The sequence below is a fragment of the Actibacterium lipolyticum genome, from assembly GCF_900184935.1.
Classification (GTDB): Bacteria; Pseudomonadota; Alphaproteobacteria; order Rhodobacterales; family Rhodobacteraceae; genus Actibacterium_A; species Actibacterium_A lipolyticum.
On record NZ_FXYE01000001.1, the window covers coordinates 220,640 to 235,155 of the forward strand.

Here is a 14,516-nt window from a genome sequence, read left to right on the forward strand (position 1 = left end):
GCGTATGGCTCTTAATTCTCTCTCCGGCCGGTTTTTGATGCTGACGATTGCTTTTGTCATGCTGGCCGAAGTGCTGATTTTTGTGCCGTCCATCGCACGCTTTCGCGAAGACTTTCTTTTGTCGCGGCTTGAACGTGCGCAAATCGCCTCTCTGGCGCTTTTGGCCGCTGAAGACATGCTTGATGAAGAGCTGGAGGCCGAGCTGCTGCAAAATGCGGGTGTGTTCAACGTCGTGCTGCGACGGGACCAGTCGCGCCAGCTTGTTCTATCTTCGCCAGTGCCCGGCCCGATCCAAAAAAGCTTTGACCTGCGCGACGCGACGCCATGGCAATTGATGCGCGATGCCGCCGCGCGGCTGATCGATACCGAAGACCGGATTATCCGGGTCATGGGGGATCCGGTAAAGGAAGCCGGGTCATTGATCGAAGTCACAATGGCCACTGCGCCCCTGCGGATGGCGATGATTGATTATGGCCTGCGGATTCTGGCGTTGTCTGCGGTTATCTCTGTTATCACTGCGCTGATGCTGTTCCTTGCCGTGCGCCGCATTCTGGTGACGCCAATTAGGCGGGTGGTGGATGCAATGCAAAGCTATGCCTTCGCCCCTGAAGACGCCCGCCGGATTATCGTCCCCAGCTCCAGCGTGGCAGAACTGCGCGAGGCAGAGATCGCCCTGCAAACAATGGAAACTCAGCTTACCACCGCCCTGCGCCAGAAAGAGCGTTTGGCCCAGCTTGGCGGTGCCGTGGCAAAGATCAGCCACGACCTGCGCAATATCCTAACCACGGCCCAACTGTTCGCCGACCGGATGGAGGGCAGCGAAGACCCCACCGTTAAACGCGCCGCGCCAAAGATCGTTGGCTCTATCTCGCGGGCAGTGAACCTGTGTGAAAACACGTTGGCCTTTGGTAAGGCCGAAGAACCCGCGCCCATGCTGAACCGCGTTGCCTTGGCCGTCATCATCAACGAAGTGGTCGACAGCGAACGACTGGCCACCGTGGATCACGACATCAGCTTCAGCGAAGATGTGCCCGCCGGAATGGTTTTGCGCGCAGATAGTGAGCAGCTGTTCAGGGTCATTTCAAATCTGATCCGTAATGCGCGTCAGGCGATCGTCGCCAGTGGCAAGACGGGTGAAATCTGTATTCACGCCGACGAGGACGCCCAAAACTGGACGATCCAGATCAGCGACACCGGGCCGGGCCTTCCGCCCAAGGCACGCGAACATCTGTTCCAGCCATTTCAAGGCGGCACACGCAAGGGCGGCACCGGCCTTGGCTTGGCGATTTCGGCTGAACTGATCCGCGGCCACGGCGGGCGACTAGAGCTGTTGGCGACGGGGGAAGAGGGGACAGTCTTTAAAATCACCCTGCCCAAGGAAGTGGACGACTTTGAAGAGGCCGCTCAGTAGCGCCGCGTTTGCAAAGGGATTTCCTTACAAATTTCGCCCGTGTGAAAATTCCGAAAAAACTTGTCGCTTTCCTACTTGCAAACCCCCAAGGTCACCGTTAAATCACACCTCCACGCGCTGGTAGCTCAGTTGGATAGAGTACTTGACTACGAATCAAGGGGTCGGGGGTTCGAATCCTCCCCAGCGCGCCATTACCCTCTTTTCCCGGTTGTTATGTGTCTGTCTTCGGCCATTGAGCCAAGGCTTGCATTGCTGCCGGATGACCCATCGATGCGGGCATTGGCCGTTTGCGCAGCAATTCTAAGAGGGCAATAAAGGGTGCGCGGGGCAGACCCTTCGTTCGATGCCGTCGAGCGAACGTCCGCAAAGTGATTGTTAGTGTTCCTGATCACATAGCCCATGGTCAGCCAAGGACGCTAACACGTAGCAATCCTCAGACATTCCATCGCCATCGCAGCCCTTCGATATCCGGCTAAGCTCTTTTTCGAGGGTCTTCAGCCGCTTTATCTTTGCGCGTACGTCGGCCAGTTGCGATGCCGCGATGTCGGTTGCCGCCTCGCACGAACGATCAGGGTGATCCTGCAATTCGATCAGCGATGATATGGCTTCGATGGAAAATCCCAAGTCACGGGCATGTCGAATGAAGCTCAAACGCTCCAGACCTGCAGTGTCGTATCGTCGCTGGTTTCCGGCTGTTCGTTCAGCCTCGGGCAACAGCCCCATTTCCTCATAGTAGCGGATCGTCGGGACTTTGACCTTTGTACGCTTTGAAAGCTCGCCGATGGAAAACATAAAAACCTCTTGAACCTCTAGCCACTAGAGATCGTATATCAGTTGGGACGCAGAAAGAAGAGCTCAAAATGTCCCACGATTATTTATCCGCTACGCCTCTCCTTGACTACCAGTCGGCGGGGATTCGGGCGCTTGTTGAACAACGCGGTTGGGCGGGCCTGCCCAGTATGGAACGCATCGGCGCAGCCTATGAATTCGTGCGCAACGAAATACTCTTTGGCTACAACACCGACGATGCGTTGCCTGCGTCGAAGGTGCTGGCCGACGGATACGGCCAATGCAATACCAAGGGCACCCTGCTCATGGCGCTGTTGCGGGCCTTGGACATTCCTTGCCGGTTTCACGGCTTTACCATCGACAAGGGCCTGCAACGGGGCGTCGTCCCCGAACTGGTCTACCCGCTCGCACCTCGTAACATCATCCACTCTTGGGTTGAGGTGCATCACGATGGCAAATGGCTCGACCTTGAAGGGTTCATCTTGGATCAAGAGGTGTTGAGCGCGCTTCAAGCCAAGTTCCCAGAACGCACTTCGCTTTGCGCATATGGGGCGGGAACGGATTGCTTGCAAAAGCCAAATGTCGCTTGGGCCGGTAAAAGCACCTATATCCAAAAGACAGGTATCAACCATGACTTCGGCACCTTTGATAACCCGGATGCGTTCTATGCCCAGCATCGGCAACTCTTAGGCCTGCGCGGATTGGCCTATCGGTTGTTCATTCGGCATTGGATGAACCGGCGGGTTGCCCAAATCCGCACGGGGCGCGTCCCTACTATTCCGGGCGGGGAAAGCAACCTTGTTCCTCCCGTATCCGTTTCGCAAATCAATGAGGTCGTTTGATGGCTGGCTGCTGCGGACATGATGCCAAGTTTGACGGCGTTTCAGATGACTACAAACGGCGGCTTTGGATCGTCATTGCGCTGAATGCGACGATGTTTTTCGTCGAGATGACGGCAGGCCATATGGCGAAGTCACAGGCGTTGCAGGCGGACGCGCTGGATTTTGCGGGTGATGCGCTGACCTATGGCATTTCGCTGGCGGTCATCGGAGCCTCGCTTCGCGCGCGCACAAACGCCGCGCTGTTTAAGGGGATAAGCCTGCTAATGATGACGTGGGCCGCGTGCGCCACTTCCACGCCAAAAACGTCCGCCCCGCTGTGCATGCCCTGATCGAAAGTGAGGGCTGGTCCTTCATGGATGGGGTGCGTGGATCGGTCTTTACGGTGCCGGGGGATCAGGAGGGCGGGGTGGATTTTGCGCCGCTTCTGCAAATCCTTGCCGACAACAGCTATGACGGCTGGATCGTGATCGAGGCCGAACAGGACCCCGATCTACGTAACCCGCTGTTGTATCAGACGTTGGGCCTGCATACGCTAAAGCGCATTGCCCGCGAGGTCGGGCTTATCCCCGGTTAAGGAACAACCCATGTTCAACTTCGATGATCCGTTTTACCGCCCGTTCTGGCTGCGCCTTCTGATCTGTGTGATCTGCTTGTGCTGGGGGATCGTCGAACTTGTCACGGGGTCGCCTGGTTTCGCGATCCTGTTTCTTGCGGTGGGTGGATACGCCGCCTACCGGTTCTTTGTGACATTCGACCCGGACGCGTCCGATACATCGGAGGATTAACTATGCCCGACCTTCTCAAAAGACCCTTCGGCACCCACGGCAAGGTGCATCAGATCACACCTGAAAGCGCGGGCTGGCGATATGTCGGTTTCGATCTGATCAAGCTGCGCCCCGGCGAAAGCTGGGCAGAGGCCACCGGGGCAAATGAGGTGATCCTTGTGATGGTCGAGGGCAAGGCCAAAATCGAGGCTGCCGGTCAGGACTGGGGTGAGTTGGGCCAGCGGATGAACGTGTTCGAAAAGACGCCGCCACATTGTCTGTATGTGCCGAACGACAGCCAATGGTCGTTACAGGCCACGACGGATGCAACGATTGCCGTGTGCAAAGCGCCGGGAAAATCCGGCCACAACGCACGCCGGATCGGGCCTGAGGGTATAGAACTGACGCAGCGCGGAGAGGGGAGCAATACCCGCTTTATCAACAACATCGCGATGGAAAATGAGGACTATTGCGACAGCCTGTTGGTGACCGAAGTGTTCACCCCGGCAGGGCACTGGTCGTCCTACCCCTCCCACCGCCATGACGAAGATGATTTCCCGCGTGTGACCTACCTTGAAGAAACCTATTATCACCGGCTCAACCCGGCCGATGGCTTTGGTATTCAGCGTGTCTATACCGACGATTTGCAATTGAACGAGACGATGGCCGTCTACGACGGTGATGTGGTCTGCGTGCCACGTGGCCACCACCCCTGCGGTGCTCCTCATGGGTTCGAGATGTATTACCTCAACGTCATGGCTGGCCCGCTGCGCAAATGGCGTTTCGTTGCGGCACCTGAAGTCGCGCATTTGATGTAAACGCGCAACCTACGGATTGCTGTCAGGTTCCAGTGCAACGGCCTTCGTGACACTATCGCCAGTCGTCGACGCTGCGTGCTATTTTGTCCAGTAAACCGGTAAGGGTCTCACGCTCTTCCGTGTTCAATGCACCCAACATCTTGGCTTCTGATGCTGCGAAATTGGCCATGATTTTGTCGTGCAAGTCTTGGCCCTTGGGCGTGATGTTAAGAACCTGTCGGCGGGTGTCGACGGTATCCTTTTGCCGCGTAAGGCACCCTTTGTTTTCCAGCGATGATACCGCGCGGCTGACCGTATTGGACGGCTGTTCCGTGACTTCACAAATGTCACGCGCGTAAAGATCGCGCCGAAAGCTTAGGCACATTAGAACGGTCAACTCTGGACGGATCAGGCCAGTGTCCCGCTCCATCTGCCGCAACTGCGGTTCGCGCCAGAAATTCGTCAGGAACGCAATCCGATATCCGATTGGGAAAGGCGTAGCATCAAGGATGTCGATCAGTTTCATGGGTTAAGCGTACCTTCAAAAAACAGATTGCTCCAGATGGAAATATATTGTTCCATGTGGAGCAATATTGGGAGAATGCCGATGAAACTAGGGGAACGCGTAATCGCGGGCTTGGCGCTCGCTTTGCTGGTGTTGATGTCGGCGATTGTGGTGCAGGTGGTCTGCAGCGCATTTGATGTTAACCCGATTGCCAGCTTCGCATCTGATTTGGCAGTGGTCGGTCAGGCGATTACGTTGAATTCCCTTCTGGATTTGCAGTGGCATTTGCTTGTGATCGCGGGGCTTTTGCCCGCGGGTATCGTGTGGTTGCAAGACAGTCATGTGCGGGTCGATTTCATCTATCAAGGCCGCGCTGATGTTACACGTGCGCGGATAAATCTGGCTGGAAACCTAATCTTTGCAGCTCCGTTTCTGGCGCTTGCGCTTCCTGCGTCTTGGGATTTCACGCAGCGTGCGTGGACATCGGATGAGGGATCCCGCCATGGCGGATTGAACGATCTATGGCTGATCAAAGCGGTCTTGCCGCTTGGGCTTGCGTTCTTGGCAGGGGCCATCGCGATAGAGACTTTCCGCCTGTTCAGAGCTGCCCGATGAGTGAGAGCGTCCTTCCCCTTGCAATGGCGGCGCTGACGTTGGCCGGTATTTTGGCGGGCTACCGTGTGGGTATGGTGCTGGCCGGATCGGCGGCCTTGTTCATACTGGTGTCGGACTTGCCGACCGCTTTTTTCAATCTGCTGGTCAGCCGGATTTACGCCAATGTGCTGTCCAACTGGCTGCTGGTCGCAATCCCCATGTTCATTCTGATGGGACTAATCCTAGAGATTTCGGGTGTCGCCGAACGCTCTTTACGGGCCGCGCAACGCGCCCTTGGAGGCAGTGCGGCGGGCATGGGGGTGTCTGTCTTGGTGATCGGTGTTTTGCTGGCCGCGTCTTCCGGGATTGTTGGCGCGTCTGTTGTTTTGCTGGCCCTTCTGGCGCTGCCCCGATTGGAGGAAGCGGGGTATGACAAACCAACCTCGGCCGGGTTGGTTGCGGCATCGGGTACGCTCGCCATTTTGATCCCGCCATCTGTCATGTTGATTGTGCTAGGGGACCAGTTACAGACGCCTGTCCCGGATATGTTCGCGGGCGCAATGGGCCCCGGCCTGATACTGGTCGTGATTTACGCACTATACGTCGCGTGGCGCGCACGTGGTTTGCCCGCGATGCCAAAGGTGGAACGTGCCTCGCCATGGGGGCTGCTGTTCGATCTGGGGCCGCTGCTGGCACTGGTTATCGCGGTGCTGGGTTCGATCATCGCGGGGATTGCGACCCCGACAGAGGCAAGCGGCCTAGGCGCGTTTGGCGCGGTGGCGATCACCGTTCTTTACGGTCGTTTCAGCATAGAGATGCTAATGGACGCGGCAAAGAAAACGGTCGTGACCACGGCAGTTGTGCTGTTTGTCATGATCGGGGCAACCTGCTTTTCGGCCGTTTTCAAAGGCGTTGGCGGCGATGATCTGGTCGAAGCGGGGATCATGGCCTTTGGCTCTGGTCCCTACACCGTGTTGGCCGTCGTTATGGCTGCAATCTTCTTGCTGGGCTTTGTGCTCGATTGGTTGGAAATCACGCTGATCCTGATGCCAATCTTTGCCCCCATTGTTGCAGGTCTGGATTTTGGAAACGGGCTTGCCGGTCATGATTTGCTGATCTGGTTCGGGGTCCTTGTGGCAGTCAATCTGCAAACTTCATTCCTGACGCCGCCATTCGGCTTTTCGTTGTTCTACCTGCGCGGCGCGGCCGGTGACCGGCTAACCACCCCGCAAATTTACCAAGGCGTTGCCCCCTTCATCGCGCTGCAAGTTGGGGTGCTGGTGCTGCTGATCTTATTCCCCTGGCTGATCACCGGGTTCACGTCATGAAAGGGAGGAACTTCATGAAAAAGACACTGATCGCCGCATCTGTCGCGGCCTTTACGGCAACCGGTGCATTGGCCGACAGCTTTACAATGCAAAGCGCCTTTCCCGGGCTGCCAGTGCTTGACCCAACCGCAAAACGTTTTGTGGAAAAGGTTTCCGTCCTAACGGGTGGTGAAGTTGAATTCGACTATCTGCTGGCCGGCGAACTGTCGCCCCCGACCGAGATTTTTGACAACGTCAGTGTCGGGGCGATTGATGCAGCATGGTCCTATGCGGGTCTTTCTGCCGGCAAAGAGCCTGCCGCGGCTTTGTTCGGTTCGGTCCCGTTTGGTGGCGATCCATTGTCCTATGTAAGCTGGCTGCACCACGGCGGGGGGCTTCAGCTTTGGCAGGAAATTTACGAGCCCTACAATTTGGTTCCAATGGCCTGTGGTGTGATCCTGTCCGAAGCGGGCGGCTGGTACACCAAAGAGATTAACACACCCGAAGATTTGCAGGGTCTCAACATTCGGATCGGGGGCTTGGGCGGAACAATCCTTGGCAAGCTTGGTGCGAACGCGACGGGCCTTCCTGTGGGAGAGATTTCGACGTCGCTTGAAACGGGGCGTCTGGACGCCACTGAACTTAGTTTCCCGCTTGTCGATAAGCTTCTGGGTTTCGACAAAGTGGCCAAAAACTACTACTTCCCCGGTTGGCACCAGCCTGCTGGGTTCATTGAGTTCTATATGAACAAAGACAAGTGGGACGCGCTGAGTGACGTACAACGTACCGCGATCGAAGTGTCCTGCTCTGATGCAAACCTTTATGCCATGGGCGTTGCGGCAGGCGCGCAAAGCGCCGTGCTGGATGAATTCCGCGCCAACGGCGTGAACGTTCAACGCTTTCCCGACAGTGTTCTGGATGCCCTGCGTGCGGCAACTGACGAAGTGTATGCAGAGAGCGCGGAAAGTGACCCAATGTTCAAGCGCGTGATCGAAAGCTACCGCGCATATGCCGCGGATTATAACGAGTATCAGGCCCTGTCTGATCTGAACTAAGCGAACGGGCACGCCCCGCAATTCATGGGGCGTGCCGATGCAGGGGCGTATGTATGAGCTATCGCTTAAAAGACTTCGGATCCTACACGGCGGGGGGGCGCATCCACGCGGTGACAAAGGGCACTCCGCAAACTGTGCAATTCACCCGAACGGCAAGCTATGAGGTTGATCCGCGCGGCCACTTCGCGGTGGAGCACGCTTACGTTCAGTATTTTATCCCAGAAAGCCGCAATACTAAGCCACCCGTGGTGCTTGTCCATGGTGGGGGAATGTCGGGGGCGTGTTGGGAAACCACACCCGATGGGCGCCCCGGCTGGCTGCATCTGTTGCTGGCCCGTGGTTACGAGGTTCATGTTATCGACAATGTCGAACGGGGCCGTGCCGGTTTTGCGCCCGGCCTTTGGGGTGGCGACCCGATCTTGCGCAGCATGGAAGAGGCTTGGGTGTTGTTCCGCTTTGGGCCCAAAGACGGCTTCGCCAGCCGCACCCCGTTTGCGGGCCAAAAATTTCCCGTTGCCCATTTCGATGCATTCGTGCGCAGCTTTACCCCACGCTGGCTGAACACCACGTCACTGCACACAGCGGCCCTGTTGGCTGTGCTGCGCAAGACAGGCCCGGCGACGGTAATCTGCCATAGCCAAGGCGGCGAAGTCACTTTTGATGCACAAGCCCAGATGCCCGAACTGTTCGCCAGTATCATCGCGTTGGAGCCTTCGGGCGTTCCGCAAAACATCACGTTGTTGGGCGGTATGAACGTCACCCTCGTTGCCGGGGATTTCTTGGATACGGCACGCCATTGGAAGCAACGTTCCGAAGGGTGGGCATCATTGGCCGCGCAGGCGGCAAACATCACGTTGGTGGACAAAGCCGTGCTGCCAGCGGGCCACAGCCACATGATGATGATGGACCAGAATAACCACACGATCCTTGAAATGCTGATTGGTGACTGATCCGGCGTTCTAAGGTCTGGGCGAGTGTTGTTTCGTTAGTCGGGCAAATCTTTTCGCCAGCGGCCTGAAACCAACCCCCGATGGAACGGCAGGAACTTGACGAATTCCTCTGCCAGAAGGATCGCTAGAACCCAAGAAACGGGTGCCTGAAACCATATCACCAGCACCGCGCTTGCTGGTACTTTGAATGCCCATTGCGACCAGAGGAAAATATGCATGACATACACGGTCCGCCCCGCCGCGCGGAGCGTGTTGCCACAGATCGCGTTAGAGTTCTTTGGCCATGGCAGCAAAATCAGCACCGGCCAAAACGTTGAAAGGGCGGCGCGGGTCTGTGCTTCGAGGCCGGGGTAAAGCCAGTCCGCCCGCAGGATCAGCACGAAATAGAAAACAGAAACGACGAATGCCGTAATCATCGCGCCGCGCCATGCCATTTTTAAGAACCGGTCCAAATCAACCCGCCCACCGCCTTGGCCCAAATGCTGCGCCACCGCGATGCCGGTTGCTTGCGCCCACGCCATGCCGAATGTCCCGACCACCTGTATCCAAGGCATGATCAGTGTCAGCGCGGCGAAGTTATGTACATCATAGGCGGCGTAGATCAAAAGGCAGACACTGTTCGAAGCCTGTGCGCTAAAGAATGTCGCGGCCACGGGTAAGGCAAAGGCCAAATGTTTGCGAAGTGCCCCCCCCAGTGGGCGTTTGGGTGCCGTGCGCCATTCCGCATCGTCAGCATGGATACAGGCCAAAAGGTAGGCCGCGCGCACAGCCGCGCCGACGACACTTCCAACGGCGGCACCCGCCAGCCCCAGTGCGGGCAGCACACCAGCCCCATGGATCAGCGCATAGGACAGCCCGACATTCACCGGAAGTGAGATGACATAGCTATAGAATGGCGCGCGAGTTTGGCCGCAGCCATTGAAGAAGGCCGACAAGCTTTGCCCAACGGCTTCGGCGATCACGACCCCGGCGAAGATGATCAAGTAAAGCCGCGCGTCGGCTTGGACGGCGGCGTCTTGCCCAGAGTTTCGTAATAGGGCGTCCGCGAAGACGGCTGCAATTATCAGGCCGATCGCGCAGACCAAAAGGTTCACGACCATACTGGTGCGATAGGTGCTGCGCAGTGCGGTGGCGTCTTTTGAACCGAAGGCCTGCGCCACAAGAATCTGCGCTGCGTTGGAAAATGCGATCTGTGCGCCCAGCAGCAGGCCGCCGATGGCGCTTGCCAACCCCATTGAGGCCAATGCGGCCTCGCCAAGGCTCGACACGAGCCATGCGTCAATCACCACGATCCCGAACAACATCAGCATCCGCAGGCCCATGGGCCATGCTAGTGAAAACAGTTGCGATGCATCGCGGGCGGCGGGGGTCATAGTGGCGGCAATAGGATGCGGCGCGCCGATTTGCGCATCATTTGAATTCCTTTCTGCCGGGTATCAGGGGCGACACTAGGAACGCAAAGCTACCCCAGCCCCACACTTATCTTAGTATTTTGTCTTGGATACAAGATTGACGTTTGGCGTGATTGGAATGTTGTTGCGGTCACCGGCAGCGCGCCAATTTTAGGGTTGTCTGATCAGCCGTCGTTTTCGTCGAAATACGCGGCGCTGCTGATCCGGATCGCAGCAATGGTTTCGTCAAGTCGCGACAGATGGCGCATCCCCGCAGCGACGGCTGCGTCGCCATCATGCGCTTTAATAGCGTTGGCGATGGCTTCGTGGTCGGCGATCAGCTCTGGCATGCGCTGTTCTTTGGACAGACCAAGCATACACAGCCGATCAACCTTGGCCTTTTCAACCTGGATCACTTCGAACGCGTAAGGCACCCGGCCTATGTCACAGATCGCTTCGTGAAATTCGTAGTCCAGCTTGGCAAAGCCGCGCGCGTCCATTTCCGCCAAGGCCTTGTGTTGCATCGCGATGCAGGCATCAAGTTGGTAACTTCCTGCTTTATCGCAGTATTTTGACGCTTCGCGCAGGGCTGAGGCTTCGACTGCGGCGCGCACGAAACGGCTTTTCTCAATAGCTCTTGCTGAGAATTTCTTTACTTCGGTCGCTTTCTTCGGCCTGACAAGGATCAGATCCATCGTTTCCAAACGGCGGAAAGCATCGCGCACCGGTTGCCGCGATACGCCGAAACGCTCTGCAACATCGGTCTCCGAGATGCGCGTTCCCGGAAGCAGGCGCAGCGATGTGATCTCACGATAGAGATAGTCGACGATATCGCCGACGCTGGTCCGCTTTTGCTTCGGAGGGCTTGCGATCTCGTTCATGCGAACTCCTTGTTCGGTCTCCGTCTTATAGTCGTGGGTGCGAAAAAACTCCAGCGTCACTGCGATCTCTCGCTGGGAGGGTCGGCTTGTTGGTTGGGCTTTCGGTTAGGTTACTTGGATACAAACTTGGATACAAGTATTGACTGGCGCTGAGAATCGCGCCAAGTTTCCCGCTGTGTGAGGAGGGGCCGTTCCGACTGGCCCGCAATTTAGGAGGAACCTGATGTCTGGAGTCCGTCTCGACGGGATCGTCAAGAAATATGGCGCTCTTCAGGTGGTTCACGGTGTCGACTTGGATGTTTCGCCCGGCGAGTTTGTGGTGCTTGTTGGGCCATCGGGCTGCGGCAAATCCACGACATTGCGAATGATTGCGGGCCTAGAGGAAATTTCTGGCGGCGCGGCAACTATCGATGGGCGGGTCGTGAATCGCGTCGCGCCGAAAGACCGTGATGTGGCAATGGTGTTCCAGAATTACGCGCTTTATCCGCACTTGAACGTGGCCGACAACATCGCCTTTGGTTTGCGCATCCGGAAGGAAAGCAAGGAGGCCATCGCCAAGTCTGTCGAGGAAGTGGCAGGTATTCTTGGCCTGACACCTTATCTCGATCGCCGTCCTGCCGACCTGTCTGGCGGCCAGCGCCAGCGCGTCGCCATGGGGCGGGCCATCGTGCGTCGGCCCAAGGTCTTCCTTTTTGACGAACCGCTTTCCAATCTCGACGCCAAGCTGCGGACCCAGATGCGCGCAGAGATCAAGCGCCTGCACAATCGTCTTGGCGCGACGTCCATTTACGTGACCCACGATCAGGTCGAAGCGATGACTTTGGCAGACCGTATCGTCGTCATGTCCGATGGGCGCATCGAACAGATCGGCACGCCAATGGATTTGTTCAACAACCCGGTGAACACCTTTGTCGCGGGCTTCATCGGCTCTCCGCCAATGAACCAGTTCGAGGCCATCGTCGAAAGTGATGGCGATGGTCCCACGGCACGGTTGGGCGAAACGGTCATTCGCCTGCCAAAGCTGAAAGAGCTTGAACAGGCCAACGGGCGCAAGGTTACCGTCGGCATTCGGCCCGAGCATGTGTTGCTGCACCCCGCAGACGGCACGACGCCGGTTCCAGTGGATGTTGACCTTGTAGAAACGCTTGGTTCAGAGGCGCTTTTGCATATGCACGTGGGCGAGATGCCGTTTGTGGTAAAGGCCGAAACCCAAGGCGACGTTTCCCATCTGCACGCGGTCCGCACGCTGCATTTCCAGGATGACCTGATCAAGGTCTTCGATGGCGACACCGGGCGGGCCTACGGCCTTCCAAGCGTGGCTTAGGGGAGAGCGCCGTTATGACCGTTCCGCACGACCCGATAATGACAGCCTCGCCCGAGGAACAGGTAGTCGAAGCGCGAGAGGCATTGCGCGACCGGATGAAACGTCGCGCGGTTTGGGTGGGGGAGCATTTCAGACGCGAATGGCAGTTATACGTGCTTCTGGCACCCACGATCATCTGGTTCATTCTGTTTCTTTATAAGCCGATGTATGGCCTGCAAATCGCGTTCAAGGATTATTCCGTTTTCCGGGGTATTCAGGGCAGTCCGTGGGTTGGTCTGGAGCACTTCCAGACACTTTTCGGAAGCGATCAGTTCCAGCGGGCGCTGTCGAACACGATCAAGCTGAGCGCGCTAAGCCTTTTGGTGGGTTTCCCCGCGCCGATCATCCTTGCGTTGATGTTCAACGAGATCCTGAACCAAACCTACAAGAAAACCGCGCAGACGATCGTTTATCTGCCGCACTTCATCTCGTCGGTCATTATCGCGGGCATCATCATCACGGCATTCTCTCCCTCTGCGGGGATCGTGAATACGGTGCTGGGATGGTTCGGGCTTGAACCGATCTATTTTCTTATCAAACCCGAATGGTTCCGTCCGATCTTCATCGGCTCTGGAATCTGGCAAGAGGCTGGGTTCAGTTCCATCGTCTTCCTTGCCGCGATCGCGGGTGTGAACCCCTCTCTCTATGAAAGTGCGGTCGTTGATGGGGCAAGCCGCTGGCAGATGATGTGGAAAATCACCATCCCATCCATCCTGCCGACGATTATCATCATGTTGATCATTCGCATCGGCAATCTGCTCGAAGTGAGCTTCGAGATGATCATCCTGCTCTATCAGCCCGCGACTTATTCAACGGCGGATGTGGTCAACACCTACATCTATCGCAATGGCCTTCAGGGTGGTCAGTACGACCTTGCCGCGGCGGCCGGGTTCTTCAACGCGGTGATGGCCTTCATCTTGGTGATGACCGCCAACACGATCTCAAAACGCTATTCCAGAACGTCGCTGTGGTGAGGGTCAAGCAATGGCAAACATGAATCTTTATTCCCGCGGCGACAAAACCTTTGTCCGTATCAACATGGTGCTGGTGGGGCTGTTTACGCTCTCGACGCTTTATCCCTTTCTGTACATCCTTGCGATGTCCTTTTCTTCGGGGTTTGCTGCACGGGCGGGGCTGGTGGTTTTATCTCCGGTCGATGCGACGCTGGGTGCCTATAGCCGGATTTTGTCTGAGCCAGCGTTCTGGAACTCTTACAAAAACACCTTCATCTACACGTTTGGTGGAACTTTCGTGAGCCTGCTGATCGTGATCCCCGGGGCGTATGCACTGTCGCGTCCTCAGCTTCTGGGGCGACGGTTTTGGAACCTGATGGTGGCGTTCACCATGTGGTTCAACGCTGGCATGATCCCCTTCTGGCTGAACATGCGCGATCTGGGGCTGCTGGATAGCTATTTCGGTATCATCATCGGTTTCGCCGTCAACGCCTTCAACATCATCCTCTTGCGCAATTTCTTTGAAAGCATCCCCAGCTCTTTTGAAGAAGCCGCGCGGATGGATGGCGCCAATGAATTCCAAGTCCTGTGGAAAGTCTTTGTGCCGCTGTCCAAACCCGCAATCGCCACGATCACGCTGTTTTGCATCGTGGCGCGTTGGAACGGGTTTTTCTGGGCCATGGTTCTGTTGACGGATGAGGGGAAAATCCCGCTTCAGGTCTATCTGCGCCACACCATTACGGCTTTGTCGGACGATGACGAATTCGCCGGTTCACTGCTGACCGCGACTTACTCGGTCGAGACTGTCACGGCCGCGATCATCGTCTGTTCGATCATCCCGGTTCTGCTGATTTACCCCTTCGTCCAGAAGTACTTCAACAAGGGCATCTTGTTGGGCGGGGTGAAGGAATGAA

The 14,516-nt window shown here is 56.9% G+C and carries 16 protein-coding genes, 1 tRNA gene and 1 pseudogene; 14 read left to right on the plus strand and 4 right to left on the minus strand.

The window, feature by feature from the left end:
- The first annotated feature begins 4 nt into the window (after nucleotides 1-4).
- Both COL8621_RS01165 and COL8621_RS01170 read left to right on the plus strand, forming a co-directional pair.
- The gene (locus tag COL8621_RS01165) at nucleotides 5-1,411 is read left to right on the plus strand and encodes a sensor histidine kinase (RefSeq protein ID WP_093965498.1); all 1,407 of its coding nucleotides are present in this window, start codon (nucleotides 5-7) and stop codon (nucleotides 1,409-1,411) included.
- 114 nt (nucleotides 1,412-1,525) lie between these two features.
- Nucleotides 1,526-1,602: transfer RNA gene (locus tag COL8621_RS01170), tRNA-Arg, on the plus strand.
- A 184-nt stretch (nucleotides 1,603-1,786) separates the two neighbouring features.
- Here the strand turns inward: COL8621_RS01170 and COL8621_RS01175 are convergent.
- On the minus strand, nucleotides 1,787-2,203 hold the full coding sequence (locus tag COL8621_RS01175; RefSeq protein WP_093965500.1) for a MerR family transcriptional regulator: 417 nt from the start codon (nucleotides 2,201-2,203) through the stop codon (nucleotides 1,787-1,789).
- A 68-nt stretch (nucleotides 2,204-2,271) separates the two neighbouring features.
- Between COL8621_RS01175 and COL8621_RS01180 the strand changes: the two genes are divergently transcribed.
- From COL8621_RS01180 to iolB, 5 genes and pseudogenes are all read left to right on the plus strand, one after another.
- Nucleotides 2,272-3,042, plus strand: coding sequence for a transglutaminase-like domain-containing protein (locus tag COL8621_RS01180; RefSeq protein ID WP_093965503.1), 771 nt, complete (start codon nucleotides 2,272-2,274; stop codon nucleotides 3,040-3,042).
- Nucleotides 3,042-3,311 (plus strand): annotated as a pseudogene (locus COL8621_RS01185) (cation efflux transmembrane domain-containing protein); the annotation flags it as partial. The gene COL8621_RS01180 and the pseudogene COL8621_RS01185, both read left to right, overlap by 1 nt.
- An 83-nt stretch (nucleotides 3,312-3,394) precedes the next feature.
- Nucleotides 3,395-3,616 (plus strand): IolE/MocC family protein, encoded by a 222-nt coding sequence (locus COL8621_RS01190; protein ID WP_235823675.1) that lies wholly within the window; start codon nucleotides 3,395-3,397, stop codon nucleotides 3,614-3,616.
- 10 nt (nucleotides 3,617-3,626) lie between these two features.
- The gene (locus tag COL8621_RS01195) at nucleotides 3,627-3,827 is read left to right on the plus strand and encodes a hypothetical protein (protein ID WP_093965505.1); all 201 of its coding nucleotides are present in this window, start codon (nucleotides 3,627-3,629) and stop codon (nucleotides 3,825-3,827) included.
- Between the two features lie 2 nt (nucleotides 3,828-3,829).
- Nucleotides 3,830-4,624 (plus strand): 5-deoxy-glucuronate isomerase, encoded by a 795-nt coding sequence (iolB, locus tag COL8621_RS01200; RefSeq protein WP_093965507.1) that lies wholly within the window; start codon nucleotides 3,830-3,832, stop codon nucleotides 4,622-4,624.
- A 52-nt stretch (nucleotides 4,625-4,676) separates the two neighbouring features.
- On the opposite strand, the gene COL8621_RS01205 is transcribed toward iolB, so the two are convergent.
- The gene (locus COL8621_RS01205) at nucleotides 4,677-5,129 is read right to left on the minus strand and encodes a MarR family winged helix-turn-helix transcriptional regulator (RefSeq protein ID WP_093965509.1); all 453 of its coding nucleotides are present in this window, start codon (nucleotides 5,127-5,129) and stop codon (nucleotides 4,677-4,679) included.
- Nucleotides 5,130-5,210: 81 nt separating this feature from the next.
- Here COL8621_RS01205 and COL8621_RS01210 point away from each other — a divergent pair, with 81 nt between their 5' ends.
- From COL8621_RS01210 to COL8621_RS01225, 4 genes are read left to right on the plus strand one after another with little or no spacing between them, the layout of a single operon-like run.
- Nucleotides 5,211-5,723 carry a TRAP transporter small permease subunit gene (locus tag COL8621_RS01210; RefSeq protein ID WP_176438411.1) on the plus strand — a complete coding sequence of 171 codons (513 nt, stop codon included), beginning with the start codon at nucleotides 5,211-5,213 and terminating at the stop codon, nucleotides 5,721-5,723.
- The gene (locus tag COL8621_RS01215; RefSeq protein WP_235823677.1) at nucleotides 5,720-7,030 is read left to right on the plus strand and encodes a TRAP transporter large permease; all 1,311 of its coding nucleotides are present in this window, start codon (nucleotides 5,720-5,722) and stop codon (nucleotides 7,028-7,030) included. The genes COL8621_RS01210 and COL8621_RS01215 overlap by 4 nt, the downstream gene beginning before the upstream one ends.
- A gap of 14 nt (nucleotides 7,031-7,044) precedes the next feature.
- Nucleotides 7,045-8,064, plus strand: coding sequence for a TRAP transporter substrate-binding protein (locus tag COL8621_RS01220; protein WP_235823679.1), 1,020 nt, complete (start codon nucleotides 7,045-7,047; stop codon nucleotides 8,062-8,064).
- A gap of 53 nt (nucleotides 8,065-8,117) precedes the next feature.
- Nucleotides 8,118-9,014, plus strand: a complete 897-nt coding sequence (locus COL8621_RS01225; protein WP_093965515.1) for an alpha/beta hydrolase family protein — start codon at nucleotides 8,118-8,120, stop codon at nucleotides 9,012-9,014.
- 35 nt (nucleotides 9,015-9,049) lie between these two features.
- On the opposite strand, the gene COL8621_RS01230 is transcribed toward COL8621_RS01225, so the two are convergent.
- Together COL8621_RS01230 and COL8621_RS01235 are read right to left on the minus strand one after the other, a co-directional pair.
- Complete coding sequence (locus COL8621_RS01230) at nucleotides 9,050-10,387, minus strand: MATE family efflux transporter (RefSeq protein ID WP_093965517.1); 1,338 nt, start codon at nucleotides 10,385-10,387, stop codon at nucleotides 9,050-9,052.
- 203 nt (nucleotides 10,388-10,590) lie between these two features.
- On the minus strand, nucleotides 10,591-11,286 hold the full coding sequence (locus tag COL8621_RS01235; RefSeq protein WP_093965520.1) for a GntR family transcriptional regulator: 696 nt from the start codon (nucleotides 11,284-11,286) through the stop codon (nucleotides 10,591-10,593).
- A gap of 223 nt (nucleotides 11,287-11,509) precedes the next feature.
- Here COL8621_RS01235 and COL8621_RS01240 point away from each other — a divergent pair, with 223 nt between their 5' ends.
- From COL8621_RS01240 to COL8621_RS01250, 3 genes are read left to right on the plus strand one after another with little or no spacing between them, the layout of a single operon-like run.
- On the plus strand, nucleotides 11,510-12,610 hold the full coding sequence (locus COL8621_RS01240; protein ID WP_093965522.1) for an ABC transporter ATP-binding protein: 1,101 nt from the start codon (nucleotides 11,510-11,512) through the stop codon (nucleotides 12,608-12,610).
- A 14-nt stretch (nucleotides 12,611-12,624) separates the two neighbouring features.
- Nucleotides 12,625-13,623, plus strand: a complete 999-nt coding sequence (locus tag COL8621_RS01245) for an ABC transporter permease (RefSeq protein WP_235823680.1) — start codon at nucleotides 12,625-12,627, stop codon at nucleotides 13,621-13,623.
- Between the two features lie 10 nt (nucleotides 13,624-13,633).
- Nucleotides 13,634-14,515 (plus strand): carbohydrate ABC transporter permease, encoded by an 882-nt coding sequence (locus tag COL8621_RS01250; RefSeq protein WP_093965527.1) that lies wholly within the window; start codon nucleotides 13,634-13,636, stop codon nucleotides 14,513-14,515.
- Nucleotide 14,516 lies beyond the last annotated feature (1 nt).

What these genes read in the sequence shown, in the direction of transcription:
- COL8621_RS01215 (WP_235823677.1), top strand. Translation starts at nt 5,720, where the DNA reads ATGAGTGAGAGCGTCCTTCCCCTTGCAATGGCGGCGCTGACGTTGGCC.
- COL8621_RS01195 (WP_093965505.1), top strand. Translation starts at nt 3,627, where the DNA reads ATGTTCAACTTCGATGATCCGTTTTACCGCCCGTTCTGGCTGCGCCTT.
- COL8621_RS01220 (WP_235823679.1), top strand. Translation starts at nt 7,045, where the DNA reads ATGAAAAAGACACTGATCGCCGCATCTGTCGCGGCCTTTACGGCAACC.
- iolB (WP_093965507.1), top strand. Translation starts at nt 3,830, where the DNA reads ATGCCCGACCTTCTCAAAAGACCCTTCGGCACCCACGGCAAGGTGCAT.
- COL8621_RS01225 (WP_093965515.1), top strand. Translation starts at nt 8,118, where the DNA reads ATGAGCTATCGCTTAAAAGACTTCGGATCCTACACGGCGGGGGGGCGC.
- COL8621_RS01240 (WP_093965522.1), top strand. Translation starts at nt 11,510, where the DNA reads ATGTCTGGAGTCCGTCTCGACGGGATCGTCAAGAAATATGGCGCTCTT.
- COL8621_RS01205 (WP_093965509.1), bottom strand. Translation starts at nt 5,129, where the DNA reads ATGAAACTGATCGACATCCTTGATGCTACGCCTTTCCCAATCGGATAT.
- COL8621_RS01180 (WP_093965503.1), top strand. Translation starts at nt 2,272, where the DNA reads ATGTCCCACGATTATTTATCCGCTACGCCTCTCCTTGACTACCAGTCG.
- COL8621_RS01190 (WP_235823675.1), top strand. Translation starts at nt 3,395, where the DNA reads ATGGATGGGGTGCGTGGATCGGTCTTTACGGTGCCGGGGGATCAGGAG.
- COL8621_RS01230 (WP_093965517.1), bottom strand. Translation starts at nt 10,387, where the DNA reads ATGACCCCCGCCGCCCGCGATGCATCGCAACTGTTTTCACTAGCATGG.
- COL8621_RS01210 (WP_176438411.1), top strand. Translation starts at nt 5,211, where the DNA reads ATGAAACTAGGGGAACGCGTAATCGCGGGCTTGGCGCTCGCTTTGCTG.
- COL8621_RS01250 (WP_093965527.1), top strand. Translation starts at nt 13,634, where the DNA reads ATGGCAAACATGAATCTTTATTCCCGCGGCGACAAAACCTTTGTCCGT.
- COL8621_RS01245 (WP_235823680.1), top strand. Translation starts at nt 12,625, where the DNA reads ATGACCGTTCCGCACGACCCGATAATGACAGCCTCGCCCGAGGAACAG.
- COL8621_RS01235 (WP_093965520.1), bottom strand. Translation starts at nt 11,286, where the DNA reads ATGAACGAGATCGCAAGCCCTCCGAAGCAAAAGCGGACCAGCGTCGGC.
- COL8621_RS01165 (WP_093965498.1), top strand. Translation starts at nt 5, where the DNA reads ATGGCTCTTAATTCTCTCTCCGGCCGGTTTTTGATGCTGACGATTGCT.
- COL8621_RS01175 (WP_093965500.1), bottom strand. Translation starts at nt 2,203, where the DNA reads ATGTTTTCCATCGGCGAGCTTTCAAAGCGTACAAAGGTCAAAGTCCCG.